At 64.2% G+C, this 20,504-nt stretch carries 21 protein-coding genes and 1 riboswitch; of the genes, 17 read left to right on the top strand and 4 right to left on the bottom strand.

Features of this window, described 5'->3' with window-relative positions; all coding sequences use genetic code 11:
* Positions 1 to 9: 9 nt before the first annotated feature.
* From CSAL_RS10590 to CSAL_RS10555, 8 genes are all read left to right on the top strand, one after another.
* Positions 10 to 675 carry an ATP-binding cassette domain-containing protein gene (locus CSAL_RS10590; protein WP_011507379.1) on the top strand — a complete coding sequence of 222 codons (666 nt, stop codon included), beginning with the start codon at positions 10 to 12 and terminating at the stop codon, positions 673 to 675.
* 96 nt (positions 676 to 771) lie between these two features.
* Positions 772 to 1,371, top strand: coding sequence for a molybdenum cofactor guanylyltransferase MobA (gene mobA / locus CSAL_RS10585; protein WP_011507378.1), 600 nt, complete (start codon positions 772 to 774; stop codon positions 1,369 to 1,371).
* Positions 1,372 to 1,565: 194 nt separating this feature from the next.
* Positions 1,566 to 2,132 (top strand): molybdopterin-guanine dinucleotide biosynthesis protein B, encoded by a 567-nt coding sequence (gene mobB, locus CSAL_RS10580; protein WP_011507377.1) that lies wholly within the window; start codon positions 1,566 to 1,568, stop codon positions 2,130 to 2,132.
* Positions 2,129 to 3,388, top strand: coding sequence for a bifunctional molybdopterin-guanine dinucleotide biosynthesis adaptor protein MobB/molybdopterin molybdotransferase MoeA (locus CSAL_RS10575; RefSeq protein ID WP_011507376.1), 1,260 nt, complete (start codon positions 2,129 to 2,131; stop codon positions 3,386 to 3,388). The genes mobB and CSAL_RS10575 overlap by 4 nt, the downstream gene beginning before the upstream one ends.
* The gene (gene moaC / locus CSAL_RS10570; protein WP_011507375.1) at positions 3,385 to 4,173 is read left to right on the top strand and encodes a cyclic pyranopterin monophosphate synthase MoaC; all 789 of its coding nucleotides are present in this window, start codon (positions 3,385 to 3,387) and stop codon (positions 4,171 to 4,173) included. Before CSAL_RS10575 ends, moaC begins: the two co-directional genes overlap by 4 nt.
* 10 nt (positions 4,174 to 4,183) lie before the next feature.
* On the top strand, positions 4,184 to 4,642 hold the full coding sequence (gene moaE / locus CSAL_RS10565) for a molybdopterin synthase catalytic subunit MoaE (RefSeq protein ID WP_011507374.1): 459 nt from the start codon (positions 4,184 to 4,186) through the stop codon (positions 4,640 to 4,642).
* Positions 4,639 to 5,628 carry a GTP 3',8-cyclase MoaA gene (gene moaA, locus CSAL_RS10560; RefSeq protein ID WP_011507373.1) on the top strand — a complete coding sequence of 330 codons (990 nt, stop codon included), beginning with the start codon at positions 4,639 to 4,641 and terminating at the stop codon, positions 5,626 to 5,628. The genes moaE and moaA overlap by 4 nt, the downstream gene beginning before the upstream one ends.
* Positions 5,629 to 5,803: 175 nt before the next feature.
* The gene (locus CSAL_RS10555) at positions 5,804 to 6,100 is read left to right on the top strand and encodes an H-NS family histone-like protein (protein ID WP_035412255.1); all 297 of its coding nucleotides are present in this window, start codon (positions 5,804 to 5,806) and stop codon (positions 6,098 to 6,100) included.
* A 53-nt stretch (positions 6,101 to 6,153) separates the two neighbouring features.
* Here the strand turns inward: CSAL_RS10555 and CSAL_RS10550 are convergent, their stop codons facing one another.
* Positions 6,154 to 7,752, bottom strand: a complete 1,599-nt coding sequence (locus CSAL_RS10550) for a ribonuclease J (RefSeq protein ID WP_043558388.1) — start codon at positions 7,750 to 7,752, stop codon at positions 6,154 to 6,156.
* A gap of 245 nt (positions 7,753 to 7,997) precedes the next feature.
* Here CSAL_RS10550 and purU point away from each other — a divergent pair, with 245 nt between their 5' ends.
* Complete coding sequence (gene purU / locus CSAL_RS10545; RefSeq protein ID WP_043558385.1) at positions 7,998 to 8,852, top strand: formyltetrahydrofolate deformylase; 855 nt, start codon at positions 7,998 to 8,000, stop codon at positions 8,850 to 8,852.
* Positions 8,853 to 8,917: 65 nt separating this feature from the next.
* Positions 8,918 to 9,106, top strand: a riboswitch (yybP-ykoY riboswitch).
* 7 nt (positions 9,107 to 9,113) lie between these two features.
* Positions 9,114 to 9,689 (top strand): TMEM165/GDT1 family protein, encoded by a 576-nt coding sequence (locus tag CSAL_RS10540; protein WP_035412259.1) that lies wholly within the window; start codon positions 9,114 to 9,116, stop codon positions 9,687 to 9,689.
* Between the two features lie 9 nt (positions 9,690 to 9,698).
* Here the strand turns inward: CSAL_RS10540 and dinB are convergent, their stop codons facing one another.
* Both dinB and lexA read right to left on the bottom strand, forming a co-directional pair.
* Complete coding sequence (gene dinB / locus CSAL_RS10535; RefSeq protein WP_011507368.1) at positions 9,699 to 10,745, bottom strand: DNA polymerase IV; 1,047 nt, start codon at positions 10,743 to 10,745, stop codon at positions 9,699 to 9,701.
* 19 nt (positions 10,746 to 10,764) lie between these two features.
* The gene (lexA, locus tag CSAL_RS10530) at positions 10,765 to 11,403 is read right to left on the bottom strand and encodes a transcriptional repressor LexA (RefSeq protein WP_011507367.1); all 639 of its coding nucleotides are present in this window, start codon (positions 11,401 to 11,403) and stop codon (positions 10,765 to 10,767) included.
* Positions 11,404 to 11,587: 184 nt separating this feature from the next.
* Here lexA and CSAL_RS10525 point away from each other — a divergent pair, with 184 nt between their 5' ends.
* The 6 genes from CSAL_RS10525 (at position 11,588) to CSAL_RS10500 (ending at position 16,920) form a co-directional block, all read left to right on the top strand.
* Complete coding sequence (locus tag CSAL_RS10525) at positions 11,588 to 12,247, top strand: TetR/AcrR family transcriptional regulator (protein WP_011507366.1); 660 nt, start codon at positions 11,588 to 11,590, stop codon at positions 12,245 to 12,247.
* Positions 12,244 to 12,765, top strand: coding sequence for a L,D-transpeptidase (locus CSAL_RS10520; protein WP_011507365.1), 522 nt, complete (start codon positions 12,244 to 12,246; stop codon positions 12,763 to 12,765). Before CSAL_RS10525 ends, CSAL_RS10520 begins: the two co-directional genes overlap by 4 nt.
* A 62-nt stretch (positions 12,766 to 12,827) precedes the next feature.
* Entirely contained in the window at positions 12,828 to 13,850 is a 1,023-nt protein-coding gene (gene nagZ, locus CSAL_RS10515; protein WP_011507364.1) for a beta-N-acetylhexosaminidase, read from the top strand.
* 60 nt (positions 13,851 to 13,910) lie between these two features.
* The gene (locus tag CSAL_RS10510; RefSeq protein ID WP_011507363.1) at positions 13,911 to 15,185 is read left to right on the top strand and encodes a mechanosensitive ion channel family protein; all 1,275 of its coding nucleotides are present in this window, start codon (positions 13,911 to 13,913) and stop codon (positions 15,183 to 15,185) included.
* A complete protein-coding gene (locus tag CSAL_RS10505) occupies positions 15,178 to 15,759 on the top strand; it encodes a hypoxanthine-guanine phosphoribosyltransferase (RefSeq protein WP_011507362.1) in 582 nt (193 codons plus the stop codon). The genes CSAL_RS10510 and CSAL_RS10505 overlap by 8 nt, the downstream gene beginning before the upstream one ends.
* Positions 15,760 to 15,816: 57 nt before the next feature.
* A complete protein-coding gene (locus CSAL_RS10500) occupies positions 15,817 to 16,920 on the top strand; it encodes an enoyl-CoA hydratase/isomerase family protein (RefSeq protein ID WP_011507361.1) in 1,104 nt (367 codons plus the stop codon).
* A 6-nt stretch (positions 16,921 to 16,926) separates the two neighbouring features.
* Here CSAL_RS10500 and ppsR read toward each other — a convergent pair whose 3' ends face one another.
* Complete coding sequence (gene ppsR, locus CSAL_RS10495; RefSeq protein ID WP_011507360.1) at positions 16,927 to 17,760, bottom strand: posphoenolpyruvate synthetase regulatory kinase/phosphorylase PpsR; 834 nt, start codon at positions 17,758 to 17,760, stop codon at positions 16,927 to 16,929.
* A 279-nt stretch (positions 17,761 to 18,039) separates the two neighbouring features.
* Between ppsR and ppsA the strand changes: the two genes are divergently transcribed.
* On the top strand, positions 18,040 to 20,430 hold the full coding sequence (ppsA, locus tag CSAL_RS10490) for a phosphoenolpyruvate synthase (RefSeq protein ID WP_011507359.1): 2,391 nt from the start codon (positions 18,040 to 18,042) through the stop codon (positions 20,428 to 20,430).
* Positions 20,431 to 20,504 lie beyond the last annotated feature (74 nt).

Here is a 20,504-nt window from a genome sequence, read left to right as displayed (position 1 = left end):
GGAGAGTCGATGCTCGAGGTATGCCATCTCGCCCATGGGTTCGGGCGACAGCCGGCGTTGTGGGAAATCCCCCACTTGAGGTGGCGCGGAGAATCGCTCGTGCATCTGCAGGGAGACAATGGCAGTGGCAAGACGACCTTGATGCGCTTGCTGGCGGGGCTGGAGGTGCCGCGTCAGGGAACGGTGCGCTGGTCGCTCGACGATGCGCCCGCACAGCCTCCGCCCTGTCCTGGGCGCCTGCTCTACCTTCATCAGCAGCCCTATCTCTTCGATACCACGGTGGCCGGCAATCTGCATTACATCGCCCGTTGGAACGGCTGGCGTGGCGAGGCGATGCGCCGACGGATCGACGAGATGCTCGAGCGCTGTGGCCTGGCCGAGCATGCCAGGCAGCGGGCACGCTCCTTGTCCGGCGGTGAGCGCATGCGTCTGGCCCTGGCTCGCGCCTGGTTGCTGTCGCCGCGCGTGCTGCTTCTCGACGAGCCCACCGCCAGTCTCGATCGTCAGGCCGTTCGCGATGTCGCGGCTCTCGTCGGCGCGCTGCATGCCTCCGGTTGTGCCGTCGTCCTCAGTGCGCATCAGCCCAGCGAGTTGACCGAGCGCTGCGACGAACACTGGTATATTGCCCATCAGCGTCTGGGCGTGGCGACCCGTGAGGCGCCGTTGCCGGCTTGAGCGAGCAGAGGCGAAGGCATGTCGGGTGTGCTGATTCGGTGTCCGGGGTAAAGCCGAGTATGATGGTGGGAGATCGAATCCAGCAGGAGCAATGACATGCGCGACGATGAAGTGACGGCCGTGATCCTGGCGGGCGGTGAAGGGCGGCGCATGGGCGGACGCGACAAGGGATGGGAACCGGTCGCCGGGCGACCGCTGATCGAGCATGTCCTGGCGCGTCTGGCTCCCCAGGTCGAGCGTATCGCGATCAACGCCAACCGCAGCCTGGCGCGTTACCGCACCCTGGGGCATCCGCTCGTGACCGACCGCGAGGCGGGGTATCATGGGCCGCTGATGGGGATCTGGAGCGCGCTCTGTGCCGTGGAGACGCCCTGGACATTGGTGGTGCCCTGCGATTCGCCGGTACTGCCTGTCGATCTGGTGACGCGTCTGTACGCGCATCTGGGATCGCGGCGCATCGCGGTCGCGCACGACGGCCAGCGAGCGCACCCGGTGGTGGCCCTGATCGACACCTCGCTGCGCGATGACCTCGCGGATGCCCTGCAGGCGGGCGAGCGCAAGATAGACCGCTGGTACGCGCGTCATCCATGGTGTCACGTCGATTTTTCCGATCAACCTCAGGCATTTACCAATCTCAATTCGCCGGGAGACCGTGACGATATGGAGCGGCAATGGCGTTCGGGTGGGTCATTTTGACCCGAGGCATGCAAGATGGCGGGATTTTTCATGTCATGTCGCGCGTCAGGCGCGTATCGCCGACCTCGTGTCGGCACGTTTGTTGCCTGTGCTTTCTGCTGCCCATGTTCTGTTGCCGACGCTGGCGGAGACGCCCACCGAACCGCGGCTGCCACGCCTGCCGCAATGCACCGACACGAGGATGACGAGACGCGATGACGCTATCGCTCGAGACGCTGGAGACGCCGCTATTGGGTATTGCCGCCTGGAGCGGTACGGGAAAGACGACCCTGCTGGAAGCGTTGTTGCCCAGGCTGTCCGCCGCCGGCATGCACGTTGCGGTGATCAAGCATGCCCACCATGCCTTCGACGTCGACCAGCCCGGCAAGGACAGTCATCGACTGCGCCAGGCCGGGGCGGCACCGATGCTCGTCGCCTCGGGCAAGCGTTTTGCCTTGATGATGGAAACGCCCGAGCAGGAAGAGGCGGACCTGGCCGCGCTGGTTTCCCATGTCTTGCCCTTGTCGCCGGACCTGATTCTGGTGGAAGGCTTCAAGGCATGGCCACTGCCCAAGCTGGAGCTGCATCGGCACGCACTGGGGAAGCCGCTCATGGCGCCGGATGATGTCTGGGTACGTGCGGTGGCGACCCCGGACGACGTGGCGCTGCCGACGGGCGTCGAACGCCTGCCTCTGGACGATCACGCGGCGCTCGTCGCGTGGCTGCAGGCATGGCCGGAGCGCTGGCCGGCGATGCGCCGAGGCCCCCGGGAGGCGACATGACCCTGTCCTGTTTCGAACTGGGTGAGCGCATGCTCGGCGTCGACGAGACGCTCGGCGCACTGGCGGCGATGACGCCGCCCGCCGTGGCATGCCAACGTGTGCCGCTGTCGTCGGCGCTGGGCGGCGTGCTGGCGGCGGATGTCGTGTCACCGATCGATGTCCCGCAGAACACCAACGCGGCCATGGACGGCATTGCGCTGGCATGGCCCGAGGCGCCACCGACCGAGGTGACGGTGGTGGGCGAGGTGCTGGCCGGCACCCGCTTCGAGGCTCGGCTGGCAGCCGGACAGGCAGTGCGTATCACCACCGGTGCGCCGCTTCCCGACGGGGCGGATACCGTCATCATGAACGAGCAGCTCGCGACGAGCGCCGCGTCACGGGTGCGTATCGAGCATCCCGAGCGGGTGCGGCGGGCGCAGAACGTGCGCCGGGCCGGAGAGGATCTCGCCCGCGGTCAGCTGGCGCTGGCGGCAGGCACGCGGCTGCGACCGCAGCATCTGGGGCTGCTGGCCTCGCTGGGCCTGGCCGATGTCTCGTTGTTCCGGCCGGTGCGTGTGGCGGTGTTTTCCACCGGTGACGAGGTGACCGCGCCGGGAGAGGCATTGCCGGCCGCGGGCATCTACGATACCAATCGCTTCTCGCTGCGCGGGTTGCTGGAGCGGCTGGGCTGCGAGGTGATCGACCTCGGCATTCTCCGCGACGATCTCGAGACCATGCGGTGGGCGCTCGCCACGGCGGCTCGTGATGCGGACATGGTGATGACCAGCGGTGGCGTGTCGGTCGGGCAGGCCGATTGGGTCAAGCCGGCGCTGGAGGCCATCGGTGAGCTGGGGCTGTGGCGCATCGCCATGCGCCCGGGGCGGCCGCTGGCGTTCGGTCGGATCCGGCGCGAGGCGGGAGCGCCGGTGCCGTTTTTCGGCTTGCCCGGCAACCCCGTGGCGGTGATGGTGACATTCCTGCAATTCGTGCAGCCCATGTTGCGACGCATGCAGGGCGAGCACGCCTGGCAACCTGCACGGCTCACGGCGTTGGCGGGCGAATCTCTGAAAAGCCGCGAGGGGCGTGTCGATTTCCATCGCGGCATCTATGCCAGTGACGAGGCGGGACGGTTATGGGTGAACACCACCGGCCGCCAGGGGTCGGGCATTCTCAGCTCGATGGTGGCCGCCAACTGTCTGATCGAAATTTCCGCCGAGTGCGCCACCGTGGATGTCGGCGCCCCGGTAACGATTCAACCGTTTGGTGATTTGACATGAGTCTGACCCATCTCAATGCTCGGGGCGAAGCCCATATGGTGGACGTCGGCGACAAGGCCGAAACCCAGCGTGAAGCCGTGGCCTCGGGGCGTATCGTCATGCGCCCGGAAACGCTTGCCATGCTGGCCGAGGGTGGCCTGCCGAAAGGGGATGTGCTGGCCACCGCGCGCATTGCGGGCATCCAGGCCGCCAAGCGTACGCATGAGCTGATTCCCTTGTGCCATGCGCTGATGCTGTCCAAGGTCAGCGTCGACTTTCGCCTCGATGAAGCGGCCTCGTGCGTGCATGTCGAGTCGCGTTGTCGTCTGGCGGGCCGTACCGGCGTGGAAATGGAAGCATTGACGGCAGTGTCGGTGGCGTGCCTGACGCTTTACGACATGTGCAAGGCGGTGGACAAGGACATGACCATCGAAGCGGTCAGGCTGGAACACAAGATCGGTGGAAAGTCCGGCGAATGGCATCGCGACAGCGACGTGGCGCCATTGCCGCCGGAAGCCCCCGTGACCTTGCCGTCGGCCGCGAGCGAATCGGCTTCGATCCGCGTGAAGTTTCTCGCCGAATTGCGCGAGCGGCTGGATGTCGCTGATCTCGAGGTGCCCGTCGAGAGACTGGATAAGCGCGATGTCGCCAGCCTCAAGGCCGCGCTCCAGGCGCAGGATCCACGCTTCGCGGCGTTGTCGGAAGCGCGCATTCTCTGCGCCGTCAATCAGGCCATGGCGCACGATACATCGCTGCTTTCCGAAGGGGACGAGGTGGCGTTCTTTCCGCCGGTCACCGGTGGTTGAGGAGAACGGTATGATCGAGGTACGCGTACAGTCGGCGGTGTTCGACGTCGGCGAAGAGCAGCAGCGCTTGCTGTCAGGGCGGCATGATGTCGGCGCCGTGGTGACCTTTACCGGCCTGGTACGGGACTTCAACGAACGCCCGGATGTCGAAGCCTTGTCACTGGAACACTACCCCGGCATGACCGAAGCTGCCCTGCACGATATCGCTCGACAGGCAACGGCGCGCTGGCCCCTTGACGGCATACGCATCGTGCATCGCATCGGGCGCTTGTCGCCTGGCGACCCGATCGTGCTGGTCATGGTGGCCAGCGCGCATCGACGCGCGGCGTTCGAGGCCTGTGATTTTCTCATGGACTACCTCAAGACACGTGCGCCATTCTGGAAGAAAGAACATACCGCAAGCGGGACGTACTGGGTGTCGGCACGTGATAGCGATGCGCAGGACGCAGCCCGTTGGGAGGCTACATGACCGAGCTGATCGACAACTTCCAGCGCCGTATTCGCTATGTGCGCATTTCGGTGACGGACCGTTGCGATTTTCGCTGTGTGTACTGCATGAGCGAGGACATGACGTTTCTACCGCGTGCCCAGGTATTGACCCTCGAGGAAATCGAGCAGGTCGCGCGTGCATTCGTCGAGCTGGGGGTGGAAAAGATTCGCCTCACCGGTGGCGAGCCTCTGGTACGGCGCGGCATCGATGATCTGGTGGGGCGTATCGGTGCGTTGCCGGGACTCAAGGACTTCGCCATGACCACCAATGGCGCGGGCCTGGTGAAGCACGCCAAGGCATTGCGCGAAGGGGGGCTCCAGCGCCTCAACATCAGCATCGACTCGCTCGATCCCGAACGCTTCCGCCAGCTGACGCGCACGGGCAACCTGGAGCATGTCGTCGCAGGTATCCGCGCGGCACGCGATGCAGGATTCGAGCGGATCAAGCTCAATGCGGTCATGCTCAAGGGCCGTAACGACGATGAGGTGCTGGATCTGGTCGATTTCGCGCGTCGAGAAGGCGTGGATATCAGCTTCATCGAAGAGATGCCGCTCGGCGATGTATCCGACCACTCGCGTGGCGAAACCTTTTATTCCAGCGACGATGTGAAATCCACCGTCGAGCAGCGTTATCCTCTGATGCCGACCACCGAGAATACTCTGGGGCCATCCCGATACTTCCGGATGCCGGACAGCGACTCGCGTGTTGGCTTCATCTCGCCGCATAGTCACAATTTCTGCGATACCTGCAACCGGGTTCGCGTCACCGTCGAAGGGCGCTTGTTGTTGTGTCTCGGCAATGAGCATTCGGTCGATCTGCGTGAGGTCATGCGTCGTTATCCCGGCGATATGGCGCGTCTCAAGCAACGTATCGTCGAGGCGATGCCGCTCAAACCGGAACGCCACCATTTCCGTACCGATGGCGATGTCGATATTGTACGGTTCATGAATATGACGGGTGGGTAATGTTTTGCGTGATGCGTTTATTCGCGGTAGCGTATTACGCCTCCTGACGATAAAAGTATAAGACTCGGCTTGCGTCGACAGCATTATTTTCTTGCTAAACCAAGTTCGCGTCATATACTTTTCAAAAACCCGAAGCGTTATGCTTCAGGTTGGTTATTTTAAATGGAGGAGGCGAATGTCCACTGAAACCCTGGAGCGCATTGCGCGAAATAAAAACGTGGCTCGCGCCGCTGCGCGACAGCTCAGCATGGAACAGCTCCACAAGCTGTCGGAAGTCATCGGTGAAGTGATCGAACAGAAGCAGCAGGAAGATCAGAAGCGTCAGGCCGAAGAGGCGGCGAAAGAACGCAAGCTTGCGGAAATCCGTGAAGCGATGAACGATGCGGGACTTTCTCTGGACGATCTGATGTCCGAACAGCCTCGCAAGCGTCGCGGTCGTCCGCCGAAGAAGGATAAAGAGCGCCAGCAGTAAACCGGCGTCTTGCATGAGCAAACGGACCTTCGGGTCCGTTTTTTCATGAGGGGTCAGGCATCGTAAACGGTATCGCCTTCCGCGGCCATGATGTGCAGGTGCACGTCGGGAAGGTGGCGCAGATGGTCGCCCAGCCAGTGCATCAAGGGGCCATGCAAGCGCTGGCGCAAGGTGACGATGGTATCCGCGTCGTGGCCTGCGAGCTGCTCGTCGACCCAGTCGGCGAGAGCCACGTCGTCCAGAGGCAGGTCGTGGCTGGTATCCCAGAGCAGTCGTCCGATCCGTACCCATCCAGTGGATTGGCGAACGACCGGCAGGGTCAGGCTCAGAATCCCGCTGCGTCGATGCATGCTCGAGGCCTCGGGAGCACGCAGTCCTTCCAGGGGGTGAATGCGGTTCTGCGTGACGATGTGCGGCGCCAGCGAGTGGCGTGACTCGCAGTGCAGGCCCTCGGCGTCGAGACGTAGCATATCGCCGTTGCGGGGAATCCAGGGCACCTCGATGCCCAGCGATTCCGCCAGCGCACGATGGGCCTGTTGATGTTGCTGCTCGCCATGCACGGGCAGCAGGCGTCGAGGCTTGACCCATTCGTAAAAACGGCGCAATTCCGCTTGTGCGGGGTGTCCCGAGGCATGCAGTTCGGGGTGGCTGCGTTCGTCGAAAATCGTGACCTTGGCACGCTTCAGGCCGGCCTGCAGGCGTTCGATGAGCAGTTCGTTGCCCGGGATTGCCTTGGCCGAAAAGATCACGCTGTCGCCGGGGTGCAATTCGAAATCGGCATGCCGCCCCTGCGCGAGCCGCGAAAGCGCGGCACGGGGTTCTCCCTGACTGCCGGTGGCGATGACCAGCACTTCCTCGGGCGGCAGGTAGCCGAGATCGCGTACCGGCACCAGCGGCGGAAAGTCCTCCAGGTAGCCGAGCCCGCGTGCGACGCCCACCATGCGTTCCATCGAGCGTCCCATCAGGCTCACGCGCCGTCCGCAGGCATGCGCGGCGCGTCCCAGCGCCAGGATTCGCGCCAGATTGCTGGCAAAGCAGCTGACGATCACGCGTCCCGGGCATGCGCCTATCGTGGTCTCCAGGGCGCGCGCGACCTCACCCTCGCTGCGCGAGTGACCGGGAACGGGGGCATTGGTGGAGTCGCCGACCACCAGATCGACCGGGGCAAGCGCCTGGAAGCGTTGAGGGGATGCCGGCTTGCCGATCAGAGGTTCGGGGTCGAGCTTCCAGTCGCCGGTGTGCAATATCCGGTGCTGGGGCGTCGTCAGCAGCAGCGCGCAGCTTTCGGGAATCGAGTGCGGCAGCGGCAGGAAACGAATGTCGAACGGCCCGCTTTCCATGGCGTCACCGGGCGTGATGACCTGGATGGCGCTGGTGGGCAATTGCTGCTCGGCAAAACGCAGGCGCAGCAAGCCGGCGGCGAGGGGCGTGGCATGCACGGGGCATTGCCAGCGGGGCCAGAGCCAGGCGATCGCGCCGATATGATCTTCATGCCCGTGCGTCACGACGATGGCCCGGGGAACGATGTTCTGCGACGCCAGCATGTCCACGTTGGGAACCTGAAGCGGTGCCTGCGGGAGATCCTGGCGAATCATCATGCCGCAATCGACGACGATCCAATGATCCTGGTGGCCGTAAAGCGTGAAATTCATGCCGATTTCACCGCAACCACCGAGCGGTAGCATATGCAGGGGAGGCTTTCGACGGGCGCGAACCTGGATGCGTGGCTGGGACATCGTCATCCTTAATCGTGGGCATGACCCATTACTATACGTGATGCGTCGGCGTGCCCACAATCGAGGCTTCTTGTCGGTGATGAATCCGCTACAATAGGCGCCCTTCGGCGATATGTCCTAGCGCGTATCGCCACCTTATTTCAGGATTGATGGTAGCTCGCATGTCCCATTCGTATCGTCTTATCGTCTCGTGCCCCGACCGCGTGGGCATCGTCTCTCGTGTGTCCAGTTACATCGCCGGCCATGGCGGCTGGATCACCGAGGCCAATCAGCATTCGGATCTGGTTACCGGACGGTTTTTCATGCGTTACGAAATCAAGGCCGAATCGCTGGCGCTGGATATCGAGGCGCTGCGCGACGATTTCGCCGCCATTGCCGACGAGTTCTCGATGGAGTGGGCATTGAGCGATACCGCGCGGCGCAAGCGGGTCGTGCTGATGGCATCGCGTGCCTCGCATTGCCTGGTCGACCTGTTGTATCGCTGGAATGCGGGTGAACTCGATTGCGACATTCCCTGCGTGATTTCTAATCATGAATCGCTGCGCCCCTTGGTCGAGTGGCACGGCATTCCTTTCTATCATGTCCCGGTCGAGCCGCACGACAAGGCGGCAGCGTTCGCGCGTGTCGAAGCACTGGTCGAAGAAGCTCGCGCGGATGCCGTGGTGCTGGCGCGCTACATGCAGATCCTGCCGCCCAACCTGTGCCAGCGTTACGCGGGGCGCGTGATCAATATCCACCATAGCTTTCTGCCTTCCTTCGCTGGTGCCAAGCCGTATCACCAGGCCTACGAGCGCGGCGTCAAGCTGATCGGCGCCACCTGTCACTATGTCACCGAGGAACTCGATGCCGGTCCGATCATCGAGCAGGACATCCAGCGCGTGACGCACTGCCATACCGCCGATGACCTGGTGCGTCTGGGGCGCGACGTCGAGAAGGCGGTGCTGGCGCGTGGCCTGCGCTGGCACCTGCAGGACCGGGTGTTGATCCACGGCAACAAGACGGTCGTCTTCGCGTGAACGGAGGCAGTGGCATATCGGCTTGGCATGGCGCATGGCAGCCGGTATGATGCGCCCCGTTTTGAGGGAGTAGTCTCTTTCCCGCCGACGGGGCGTTTCGCGCCTCTTCGCGCATGCAATGAAAGGTTTGCGTCAACACCTTTGGCCATCCCGGCCATGGCGCAAACAGCCTCCGGGCCTGACGAGACTCAGAACACCCGCTTCCGGTGCCGGCAGCGAGGTGTTCTGACCGTGACTCGCCGGCGCCGTGAGGAGACGTCGTTGGATGCTCTGCTGACCAGTGTCGCCGCCGTGGGGCTCGCCGAGATCGGCGACAAGACGCAGCTGCTCGCCTTGCTGCTGGTGGCGCGTTTTCTTGCGCCATGGTCGATTCTCTGGGGAATTCTCGTCGCCACGCTGATCAACCATGGGGTTTCCGCCTGGTTGGGCACGGCACTGGCGGACATGCTCGATCCGCAGACGCTGACGATCACGGTGGGCTTCGCCTTCCTGGCCATCGGCATCTGGCTGCTCAAGCCCGATGACGACGAAGCTCTCGATGCCGACAATGTGCGCTACGGCGTGTTCATGACGGCGTTTGTGCTGTTCTTCGTCGCCGAAATCGGCGACAAGACACAGGTCGCCACGGTCTTGCTGGGAGCGCGGTTCGACGACGTACTGGCGGTCACGCTCGGGACGACGCTGGGCATGGTGGCCGCCAATGCCCCGGTGCTGTGGGTCGGTCACCGTTTCTGCCGCGATCTTCCCCTCAAGACGATTCATGGTGTCGCAAGCCTGTTGTTCATCGCCATCGGGCTATGGACGCTGTGCATCGAAACCGGCTGGTTGACGGGCTAGGCACGCCGCTCAGTCGAAGAGCGTCATCTGGCGACGCTGGGCCTCGGGGGCCAGTCGCACGCCGACACCGAGCAGCCGCACCGGTCTCTCGCCACGCGCCCAGGCGCCCTCCAGCAACGCCTGAAAGCGCGTCGTCTGCGCCTCGCGGCCCGATGCCTCCAGCGTCGTGCTGCTGAAATCGTCGAAGCGTACCTTGACGAACAATTTGTGAATGGCCGGCGTGCCATGGCGGGCCAGCCGCTCTCGCAACCGCTCGATCAGCGGCGACAGGGCGTCGTGGCAGGCGGCGAGGTTCGGCAGGTCACGGTGGTAGGTGGTTTCCACGCTGACCGATTTCCTCTCGCGCTCGATCTGCACCGGGCGCTCGTCGATCCCGCGGGCCAGTTCGAAGAGGCGTCGTCCGAACTTTCCGAAGCGCTCGAGCAGGGTGTCGAGGGGCCAGTCACGCAAGTCGCGGCAGGTCACGATGCCCAGGCCTTCGAGCTTGGCCGCCGTCGCCGGTCCCACCCCATGCAGGCGCTTGACCGGCAGTTCGAGCAGGAAGGGTTCGACTTCCTCCGGCGCGATCACGTAGAGGCCGTCGGGCTTGTCCCAGTCGCTCGCCAGCTTGGCGAGAAACTTGCTGGGCGCCGCGCCCACCGAAATCACGATACCCGTGCGTGTCAGCGCTTCCTGCTTCAACCAGCGAGCCATCCAGGTCGCGCTTCCCTGGCATTGCGTCACCTCGCTGACATCGAGATAGGCCTCGTCCAGCGACAGCGGTTCCACCAGCGGGGTCAGTTCGTGAAACAGCGCTTGAATGCGCGCCGACACCTCCCGGTACTTGGGAAAATCGGGCGCCAGGCGGGTGAGGTGAGGGCACAGGCGCATGGCTCGGGCCATGGGCATCGCCGAATGGATGCCGAAGGCCCGCGCCGGATAATTGCAGGTGGCGACGACACCGCGTTGCTCGGGGCTGCCGCCGATCGCCAGCGGGACGTCGCGCAGCGCCGGGTCGTCGCGCATTTCCACGGCGGCGTAGAAGCAGTCGCAGTCGGCGTGGAGGATCTTGCGCATGGCGTGGGCCAGTGGGGCCTCAGTGCAGGCCGTTGCCGCCGCCGCCGCGAATCACCCCCACGCCCAGTCCTTCGATTTCCAGGTCCTGGTGACGCAGGTCGACTTCGATGGGGGCAAAGTCGGCGTTCTCGGCCACTAGCCAGACGTGATGTCCCTGGCGCTTGAAGCGCTTGACGGTCACCTCGTCGTCGAGGCGGGCCACGACGATCTGCCCGTCGCGAATCTGCTGCGTGCGATGCACGGCCAGCAAATCGCCGTCGAGAATGCCGGCATCCTTCATCGACAGCCCGCGCACCCGCAGCAGGTAATCGGCACGCGGCGTGAAATAATCCGGTGCGAGCGGGCAGTGGCGATCGATGTGCGCCGCCGCGAGAATCGGACTGCCCGCGGCCACTTCGCCGACCACGGGCAGGCCGTCGGTGCTCGTCGCTGCGGCGTCCTCCTCGCCGGTCAGCCGGATGCCGCGCGAGGTGCCGGGGATCATGCGGATCACGCCCTTGCGATCGAGCGCTCGGAGATGCTCCTCGGCGGCGTTGGGCGAACGAAAGCCCAGTGCGCGGGCGATCTCGGCGCGGGTCGGCGGATAGCCGAGCTCGTTCATGGTCTTGACGATGAAATCGAAGACGTGTTGTTGGCGCGAGGTTAGCGAGCGAGACATGGGGCCTCCGGCGGGCACTGACGTGTTCAAGTATACAGTATGTGATTGTATCCAGTCTTTGGCGTGGTGCAACCGTCCAGACGCAATGCGCTGCGCTGTAAGCGCGGGAATTTGTGGTCACCGCCGACAGGGCTTAGAATCGAGTTCGTTTTAAACATTCGTTTATTCTGCGCGGAGCACCCCGATGGCTCAAACCGACACAGTGACGCGTATTCTCGACACCGCCGAGGTGCTGTTCGCCGAGCGGGGCTTCGCCGAGACGTCGCTACGCACGATCACCAGCAAGGCCAAGGTCAATCTGGCGGCGGTCAATTATCACTTCGGCTCCAAGAAGGCGCTCATCCAGGCGGTCTTCGCGCGCTACCTGGACCCTTTCTCCGAGCGTTTTCATCAGGCGCTGGACGCTCTCGAAGCGGAATACGCGAATGCCCCGATTCCCCTCGACGTGCTGCTGGAAACCCTGGCTCGCACCGTGCTCGAAGTGCCTGCCGAGCGCAACAGTCTCAAGGTATTCATGCGCTTGCTGGGATTGGCGTATACCCAGGCGCAAGGCCATCTGCGCCGCTACATCCAGACCCATTACGGCGATGTGTTCTCGCGCTTCAGTGGTCTCGTGCGGCGCGCGACGCCGGAGCTGCCCGAAGCCGAGCGTTTCTGGCGGCTGCATTTCATGCTGGGTACGGTGATCTTCACGCTGTCGGGGCTCGATGCCTTGCGTGACATCGCCGACAAGGACTATCACGAGCACGTCAGCGTGCGCGACTTGATCCGGCGGTTGCGTCCGGTGGTGGTGGCCGGCATGCAGGCGCCGCTGCCCGACGATGCTCTCAAGGTGGCGGGATGACCATCACGCCTCGCTTGGCCGACTTGCCGCCCCGGCAGGGGACCTGGCTGGAGATCGATCTGGGGGCGCAGTCGCTGACGGTCTGGGAGGCCGATGAGCGCCGCGAGACATTCGCCATTTCCTCGGGGGCTCGCGGCATCGGCCAGCAGGAGGGCAGCGGTCAGACGCCGGTGGGATGGCATTACGTGCGTGCGGCGATAGGCGATGGCTTGCCCCGCGGCAGCGTGTTTCGCGGACGTCGTCCCACCGGTGAGGTGTTTTCCCCCGACCTGGCGCGCCAGTATCCGGAGCGGGACTGGATTCTGACGCGTATCCTGTGGCTATGTGGTCTCGAGCGTGGCGTCAACCGCGGAGGCGATGTCGACAGCCAGCGCCGCTATATTTACCTGCACGGTACGCCCGATGATCAGCCGATGGGGGTACCGGCCTCGCATGGCTGCATTCGGCTGCGCGATGCGGCACTGCTGTCGGTGTTTGCCGCAGCACCGCCCGGTACGCCGGTATGGTTGCATGACTGAGCGGCTCGACGCCATGTCGCTCACCGCCTAGAATCCTTCCTCCATTTTCCAGGAGCGCGACGATGACCCAACCCCTCGGCACGGTCATGCTGGACATCGAAGGAACGCAGCTCGGCGATGAGGAACGTCGTCTGCTGGAACGCCCCGAGGTGGGTGGCGTGATTCTGTTTGCACGCAATACGCGTGATGCCGAGCAGGTACGCCGCCTGACGCGCGAGATTCGCGAACTGCGCCCCGACATGCTGCTGGCGATCGACCAGGAAGGTGGTCGAGTGCAACGCTTGCGCGAGGGAGTGACGCGCTTGCCGAGCATGGCCGCGCTGGCCGCCGGTTATGCCGACGCGCCCGATGAGGTGCGTTCGCGGGTACACGAGGCGGGGTGGCTGTTGGGTATGGAAATGGCCGCCTGCGGCTTCGATGTCACTTTCGCGCCGGTGCTCGACGTGGACGATCAGCGTTCGCCGGCGATCGGGGACCGCAGTTTTTCCGCCGATCCGACAGTCGTGGCGGCTCTCGGCGAGGCCTTCATCGAAGGATTACACGAGGCCGGCATGGTGGCCGTGGGCAAGCACTTTCCCGGCCACGGCGGCGTCACCCTCGACTCGCACCATGCCTTGCCCGAGGACAATCGGCCGTTGTCGGTTCTGCGCGAGCATGACCTGGTGCCGTTCAAGGCCCTCTCCGGCAAGCTGGATGCCATGATGCCGGCGCATGTCGTCTATACCGCGTTCGATACACGTCCCGCGGGCTTCTCACCCTCCTGGCTGGGCATGCTGCGCGAGGAAATGGCCTTCAAGGGCGTGGTGTTTTCCGATGATCTGAGCATGGCGGGGGCGCATGTGGCGGGCACCCCCGCGGCGCGTGCCGAGGCTGCTTGGTCGGCGGGGTGCGACATGGTGCTGGTGTGCAACGACCGCGCGGCGGCGCTCGAGATCGTGGACGCCGCGGCCGGCCGGACCTCGAAGCGCCTGGGCAAGCTGCGCTACGGCCGCGCCCGTCCGGAACTGGAGACGCTGCCGGCGCTGGCACGCTGGCGCCGTGCCCATGCACGCCTGGAAGCGCTCTCGGAAACACCGGCGAGTTGATGTCGTCCGAACGTTGAGGGGCTACCCGGTACCGGACTCGCACTAGAAGGAAGGATCCTCGTGTTCGAATTTTTCACTCCCGTGATGGATTGGTTTCAGGCCACGCTCGGCGTGCCCCTGTGGGTGGCGGCGATCGGCCTGGTCATCGTCATGACGCTGCTCATCGATCTGGTGAGCTGGGTGGTCTTCTGGCGTCTGGGACCGCTGCTGGAAAAAACCAGCAATCGCTGGGACGACATCCTGATCCAGTCGCTGCGCCGTCCGCTGCGCATCTGGATCTGGCTGATGGGCGGGCTGCTATGCCTGACGATCATCCGTCTGCACTGGGAGATCGACTGGATCGCGGGACACCTGAGCCAGGCGCGGGCGGTCGTCTCGCTGTTCCTGCTGGCATGGGCCGGACTGCGCGCCGTGAAACTGCTCGAAAAGCGTCTGATATTCCCGCCGGCGGGACATCGCGCCAAGCCGATGGATGCAGACACGGCCTCGGCGGTGTCCAAGATCCTGGGCGCCGTGGTGGTGGTGCTTGCCGGCCTGCTGATGCTTTCCAGCCTGGGCGTGTCGCTCTCGGGGGTGGTCGCGTTCGGTGGCTTCGGCGGCTTGATGATCGGTTTCGCAGCGCGGGACATGCTGTCCAATTTCTTCGGCGGGCTGGTCATCCACCTGGACAAGCCGTTTCGTGTCGGGGATTGGGTCAAGTCGCCGGAGCGCGAGATAGAAGGGGTGGTGGAAGACATCGGCTGGCGGCTGACACGCATCCGCACCTTCGCGTCACGTCCGCTGTACATACCCAATTCCGCCTTCAGCAATCTGGTGCTCGAGAATCCCTCGCGCATGTTCAATCGCCGTCTGTTCGAGACCATCCGGTTGCGCTATACGGACATCGAACGCGTGGCGGAGATCGTCAAGTCGATTCGCTCGATGCTCGAGTCGCATGACGATGTCGATACCGACGAGCAGCTCCTGGTGTATTTCCAGACCTACGGCGAGCATGCGCTGGAAATCATGGTCTATGCCTTCGCCAGAACCACCGACTGGTCCGAATTCCAGTCGATGAAGCAGGACGTATTGCTGCGCATCTACGACATCGTGCGCGAACACGATGCATGCCTGGCGCTGCCGGCCTCGGAGCTGCATGTCGCGGGGCCGGTGACGGTCGCCAGCGAGGATGACGGCGAGACCGCCGAGACCGACGATGCATCCGGCACCACGCACTCGCGGGCGGCGTCCTCCCGCGAGGCACCCTATACCTCGTCTCGGCAGCGTGCGCGCGATGCGCGACAGGGCGAGGCGAAAGACGCTTCTCAGGATCAAGATCAGGAATCCGATGCCTAACCAACCTACTTCCGTTTGCCAGACGTCCCTGGCCTCCATGCGCGATGTCATGGCGCATGCCGACTGCCTCATCTCGCAGCAGGAGGTCGAGCGTGCCCTTGATCGCATGGCGGATGACATCACCCGGGATCTGGGCGATAAGCTGCCGGTGTTCTACTGCGTCATGAATGGGGGATTGATCACCACGGGACATCTCCTGACGCGGCTGGGCTTCCCGCTCGAGGTCGATTACCTGCATGCGACGCGCTACCGTGGCGGCGTGCGCGGCGGAGAGCTGTTCTGGCGCGTCTCGCCGGAAATTCCCATGGCCGGACGGCATGTGGTGATCGTCGATGATATTCTCGACGAGGGCGCCACGCTGGCGGCGATTCTCGACTACTGCCGACAGGCGGGGGCGGCGAGCATCTCGACGGCGGTGCTGGTCGACAAACGTCACGATCGCAAGGCCGTGCCGGGGTTGCAGGCGGACTACTGCAGCCTGGAAGTCGTCGACCGCTACGTGTTCGGTTTCGGTATGGACTACAAAGGCTACTGGCGCAACGCGCCGGGCATCTTCGCGCCGCGGGGCATGTGATCTAAGGCACGATCGCGCCTCGCTTCACGGTCATGACATGACGTGGCAGGGGGTCGAATGACGGAACCGATGGTGACATTCGAGGAAAAGCCTACACGCGATGGCGGTTGCATCGGTGTGGCGACGCTGAACGCACCGGACAGTCTCAATGCCCTGTCCCTGACCATGATCCATGCCCTCCACGCCAGGCTCGAGGCCTGGGCCCAGGCGCCTGCGGTCCATGCCGTGTGGCTCCAGGGCGCCGGGGGCAAGGCGTTCTGCGCGGGAGGCGACGTCGTGGCGCTCTACCACGCCATGCGTGGTGCCCACGAAGGTGGCGCCGACGTGGCCACGGCGTATTTCAGTGCCGAATATCGTCTCGACCACTTTCTGCATCATTATCCCAAGCCGCTCATCGCCTGGGGCGACGGCGTCGTGATGGGAGGTGGTCTGGGACTGTTGCAGGGAGCCGGCCACCGCGTGGTGACGGACACCAGCCGCCTGGCGATGCCGGAAATCTCCATCGGGCTCTATCCGGATGTCGGCGCCAGCTGGTTCCTGTCGCGCATGCCCGGTGGCGTGGGGCTTTACGTCGGCGTGACCGGCGCGCACCTCAATGCGCGGGATGCCCTCGACCTGGGGCTGGCGGACCGCTTCATACCACATGCGGCGCGCGAGGACGTGCTGGATGCCTTGACCCGGGCCGATCATCGCTCGCCCCATCACGCCGTCAGACAGGTACTGGAAGCGTTCGAAGCGCGCGCGCGAGCCCCCGAGGCGCAAGTCATGCCGCGGCTCGATCACCTGCAGGCATTGAGCGACGGCGCGGATATCGCCACGGTGGTACAGCGCATCCTCGACGACACCCGCGAGGATGCCTGGCTCGCCGCCAATCGCGAGCGCCTTGCGGCGGGGTGTCCCGCCACGGCGCATCTGGTGTGGCGCATGCTGTGTCGGCACCGACATGGCGGATTGGCCGAGACGTTCCGCGACGAGCTGGCACTGTCGGTGCAGTGCTGCCGACACACGGAGCTGGCCGAGGGCATCCGGGCGCTGCTGATCGACAAGGACAAGGCTCCACGTTGGGCGTATCCGGATGTCGCCAGCGTACCGCCCAGCTACATCGACGGTTTCTTCATGCCGCTCTGGGACGCCGACACGCATCCACTGGCGGATCTTTGAGCCCGTTCAACGCGGACTGAAACGTCGCGTCAAATGCGTCTCGGCGATCATGCGGGTGGATATCTCCTCGATGGAGAAGCGTGTGGTGTCGATATAGGGGATGTGATAGCGGCGGAACAGCGCCTCGGCCTGCTGCAGTTCCTGCATGCATTGATCCATCGAGCAATAGCGGCTGTTGGGGCGGCGTTCGCTGCGAATCGCTGCCAGGCGTCGCGGGTCGATGGTCAACGCGAACAGTTTGTGGCGATAGGGTGCCAGCGCCTTGGGCATGTTCAAGACGCCGTCCTCGTCCAGATCGTCCTCGGTCAGCGGGTAGTTGGCGGCACGAATGCCGAATTGCAGCGCCAGATAGAGTGACGTGGGCGTTTTGCCGCAACGCGATACGCCAACCAGAATGACATCGGCCTGGTCGTATTGATGCGTGCGCGCGCCGTCATCGTTGTCCAGGGCGAAATGCACGGCGTCGATACGGTGCATGTAGACATCGTCGCGTCCGATGGCATGCGTGCGTCCCACCGTGTAGGTCGAATGCGTGGCCAGCTCCTCCTCGAGCGGCGCCAGGAACGTCGAGAAGATATCCACCTTGAAACCCGGCGCGGCGGCGATGATGTCGCGGATCGACTGGTCGACGATGGTATCGATGACGATGGGGCGTTCACCGTCGCGGTCGGCGGTCTGCGCGATGATGGCCGCCAGGTCATGGGCCTTTTCCAGCGTATCGATATAAGGCTTGACCACCAGGGTGAGGTCGACGCCCTCGAACTGGGCGAGCAGGCTGCGGCCGAGCGTCTCGGCGGTGATGCCGGTGCCGTCGGAGATGAAGAACGCGGTGCGTGACATGGAAGGCGTCCGAACGTGGTGAAAAGGAGGCCTCCATTGTCCGGGGGCTTGCCCGTCGGCGCAAATGGGCGTTCGTCGCGCGGCGGATGCGGTGACTACAAGAATCGCCTAAAACACCTGGCTGTTGTAAAAATACTCCAATGCGTTCGCTATTAGACCAATGGCGAATGTGTGGCCTCGTTGGTAGGGTACGTTCATCCGCCGCGCCCCGATCTGTCTCGCGCGGTATTGGCTGTGACGACGTCGTCATCGCGACCGTCCCGACTCTAGGGGGTTCTCTTGGAAGAGTATATCGTTTGGTTCGATCAGCTTGGCATGGGCGACGTCGAGCGGGTGGGCGGCAAGAACGCCTCGCTTGGCGAAATGATTTCCAACCTGGCGGACGCCGGTGTCACGGTGCCGGGCGGGTTCGCGACCACGGCGTTTGCCTATCGTGAATTTCTCGCGCACGAGGGGCTCAACGAGCGTATCAATACCGCGCTGGCGCGTCTGGACGTCGATGACGTCACGGCCCTCGCCGAGGCCGGTGCCCGCATTCGCCAATGGGTGATCGACACGCCCTTGCCGCCGGCATTCGAGCGGGCCCTGGCCGAGGCCTACGGCCAGTTGCAGGACAAGCATCCGAACCTCAAGGCGGCGGTGCGCTCCTCGGCGACGGCCGAGGATCTTCCCGATGCGTCGTTCGCCGGCCAGCAGGAAACCTTTCTCAACATCGAGGGCTTCGAGAACGTCAAGCGCGCCGTTCATGAGGTCTTCGCCTCGTTGTTCAACGATCGTGCCATCGCCTATCGGGTGCACCGCGGTTACCCCCACGAGAACGTGGCCTTGTCCGCCGGCGTGCAGAAGATGGTGCGTTCCGAGACCGCGGCCAGCGGAGTCATGTTCACCCTCGATACCGAGTCCGGCTACCGCGACGCGGTGTTCGTCACCGGGTCCTGGGGCCTGGGCGAGACGGTCGTGCAAGGGGCGGTGAACCCCGATGAGTTCTATGTGCACAAGCCGACCCTGGCGGCGGGACGTCCCGCCGTATTGCGTCGCACCCTGGGCTCCAAGCTGATCAAGATGGTGTATGGCGAGGAAAGCGTCGCGGGGCGTTCGGTGCACACGGTGGACGTGCCGCATGCCGATCGCCAGCGGTTCTGCCTGTCCGACGATGACGTCATGGACCTGGCACGCCAGGCGGTCACCATCGAACGGCATTACGGGCGCCCGATGGACATCGAATGGGCGCGCGACGGGGATGACGGCAAGCTGTACATCGTCCAGGCGCGTCCCGAGACCGTGGTCTCCAACGTGGAAGGCGGCACGCTGGAGCGCTTCCAGCTCAAGGAGAAAGGCCGGGTGCTGGTCGACGGGCGTGCCATCGGCCAGCGGATCGGGCGCGGTGCGGTCAAGATCGTCGCCAGTCCCGAGCAGATGGACAAGGTGCACGACGGTGATGTGCTGGTCACCGACATGACCGATCCCGATTGGGAACCGATCATGAAGCGTGCCTCCGCGATCGTCACCAATCGCGGCGGACGGACGTGCCACGCGGCGATCATCGCGCGCGAGCTGGGCATTCCGGCCGTGGTCGGGTGCGGCGACGCGACCCAGGCGCTCGCCGACGGCCGCGAGGTGACCGTGTCCTGCGCCGAGGGGGATACCGGTCACGTCTACGACGGATTGCTGGATTACGATTGCCAGACGACGACGGTCGACAACATGCCGTCTCTGCCGTTCGACATCATGATGAACGTCGGCAACCCCGATCGCGCCTTCGGCTTCTCCAGCCTGCCCAATGCCGGCGTCGGGCTGGCACGCCTGGAGTTCATCATCAATCGCATGATCGGCGTGCATCCCAAGGCGTTGATCGACTACGCGACGCTGCCCGCCGACCTGCAGCAGACCATCGACCTGCGTACCGCGGGATATGACGATCCGGTGAGCTTCTACGTGGATCGGCTGGTGGAGGGCATCTCCACGCTGGCGGCGGCATTCTATCCCAAGCGGGTCATCGTGCGCTTGTCCGACTTCAAGTCCAACGAGTACGAGAATCTCATCGGTGGCAAGCTCTACGAACCCGGTGAGGAGAATCCGATGCTGGGCTTCCGCGGGGCTTCGCGCTATATCTCGGACACCTTCCGTCCTTGCTTCGAGCTCGAATGCCGTGCCTTGAAACGCGTCCGGGATGTCATGGGATTCGATAACGTCGAGATCATGGTGCCGTTCGTGCGTACGCCGGAGGAGGGGCGCGAGGTCGTGTCGCTCATGGCCGCCAACGGGCTCGTGCGTGGCGAGGCCGGCATTCCCGATGGACGAGGGCTGAAGGTCATCATGATGTGCGAGCTGCCGGCCAATGCGCTGCTCGCCGACGAGTTCCTCGAGCATTTCGACGGTTTCTCCATCGGCTCCAATGACCTCACGCAGCTGACGCTGGGGCTGGATCGCGACTCCGGGATCGTGGCGCATCTGTTCGACGAGCGAAACCCCGCGGTAAAGAAGCTGCTGGCCATGGCCATCCAGGCATGCCGGGCGCAGGGCAAGTACGTGGGCATTTGCGGTCAGGGCCCCTCCGATCACCCGGAGCTGGCCAAATGGCTGATGGAACAGGGCATCGACTCGGTATCGTTGAACCCCGATGCGGTACTCGAAACCTGGTTCATGCTGGCCGGAGAAAAGCTCGGCTGACGCGATCCCGAGCGTACGATGCATCGCCATGCGGTATCAGGCGCGCCCGATGACGGGCGCGCCTTTTTCGTTTT

The sequence above is a fragment of the Chromohalobacter israelensis DSM 3043 genome (assembly GCF_000055785.1).
Classification (GTDB): Bacteria; Pseudomonadota; Gammaproteobacteria; order Pseudomonadales; family Halomonadaceae; genus Chromohalobacter; species Chromohalobacter israelensis.
Note: the sequence above shows the minus strand (reverse complement) of the source record. Positions and strands in the feature narration are given on the sequence as shown.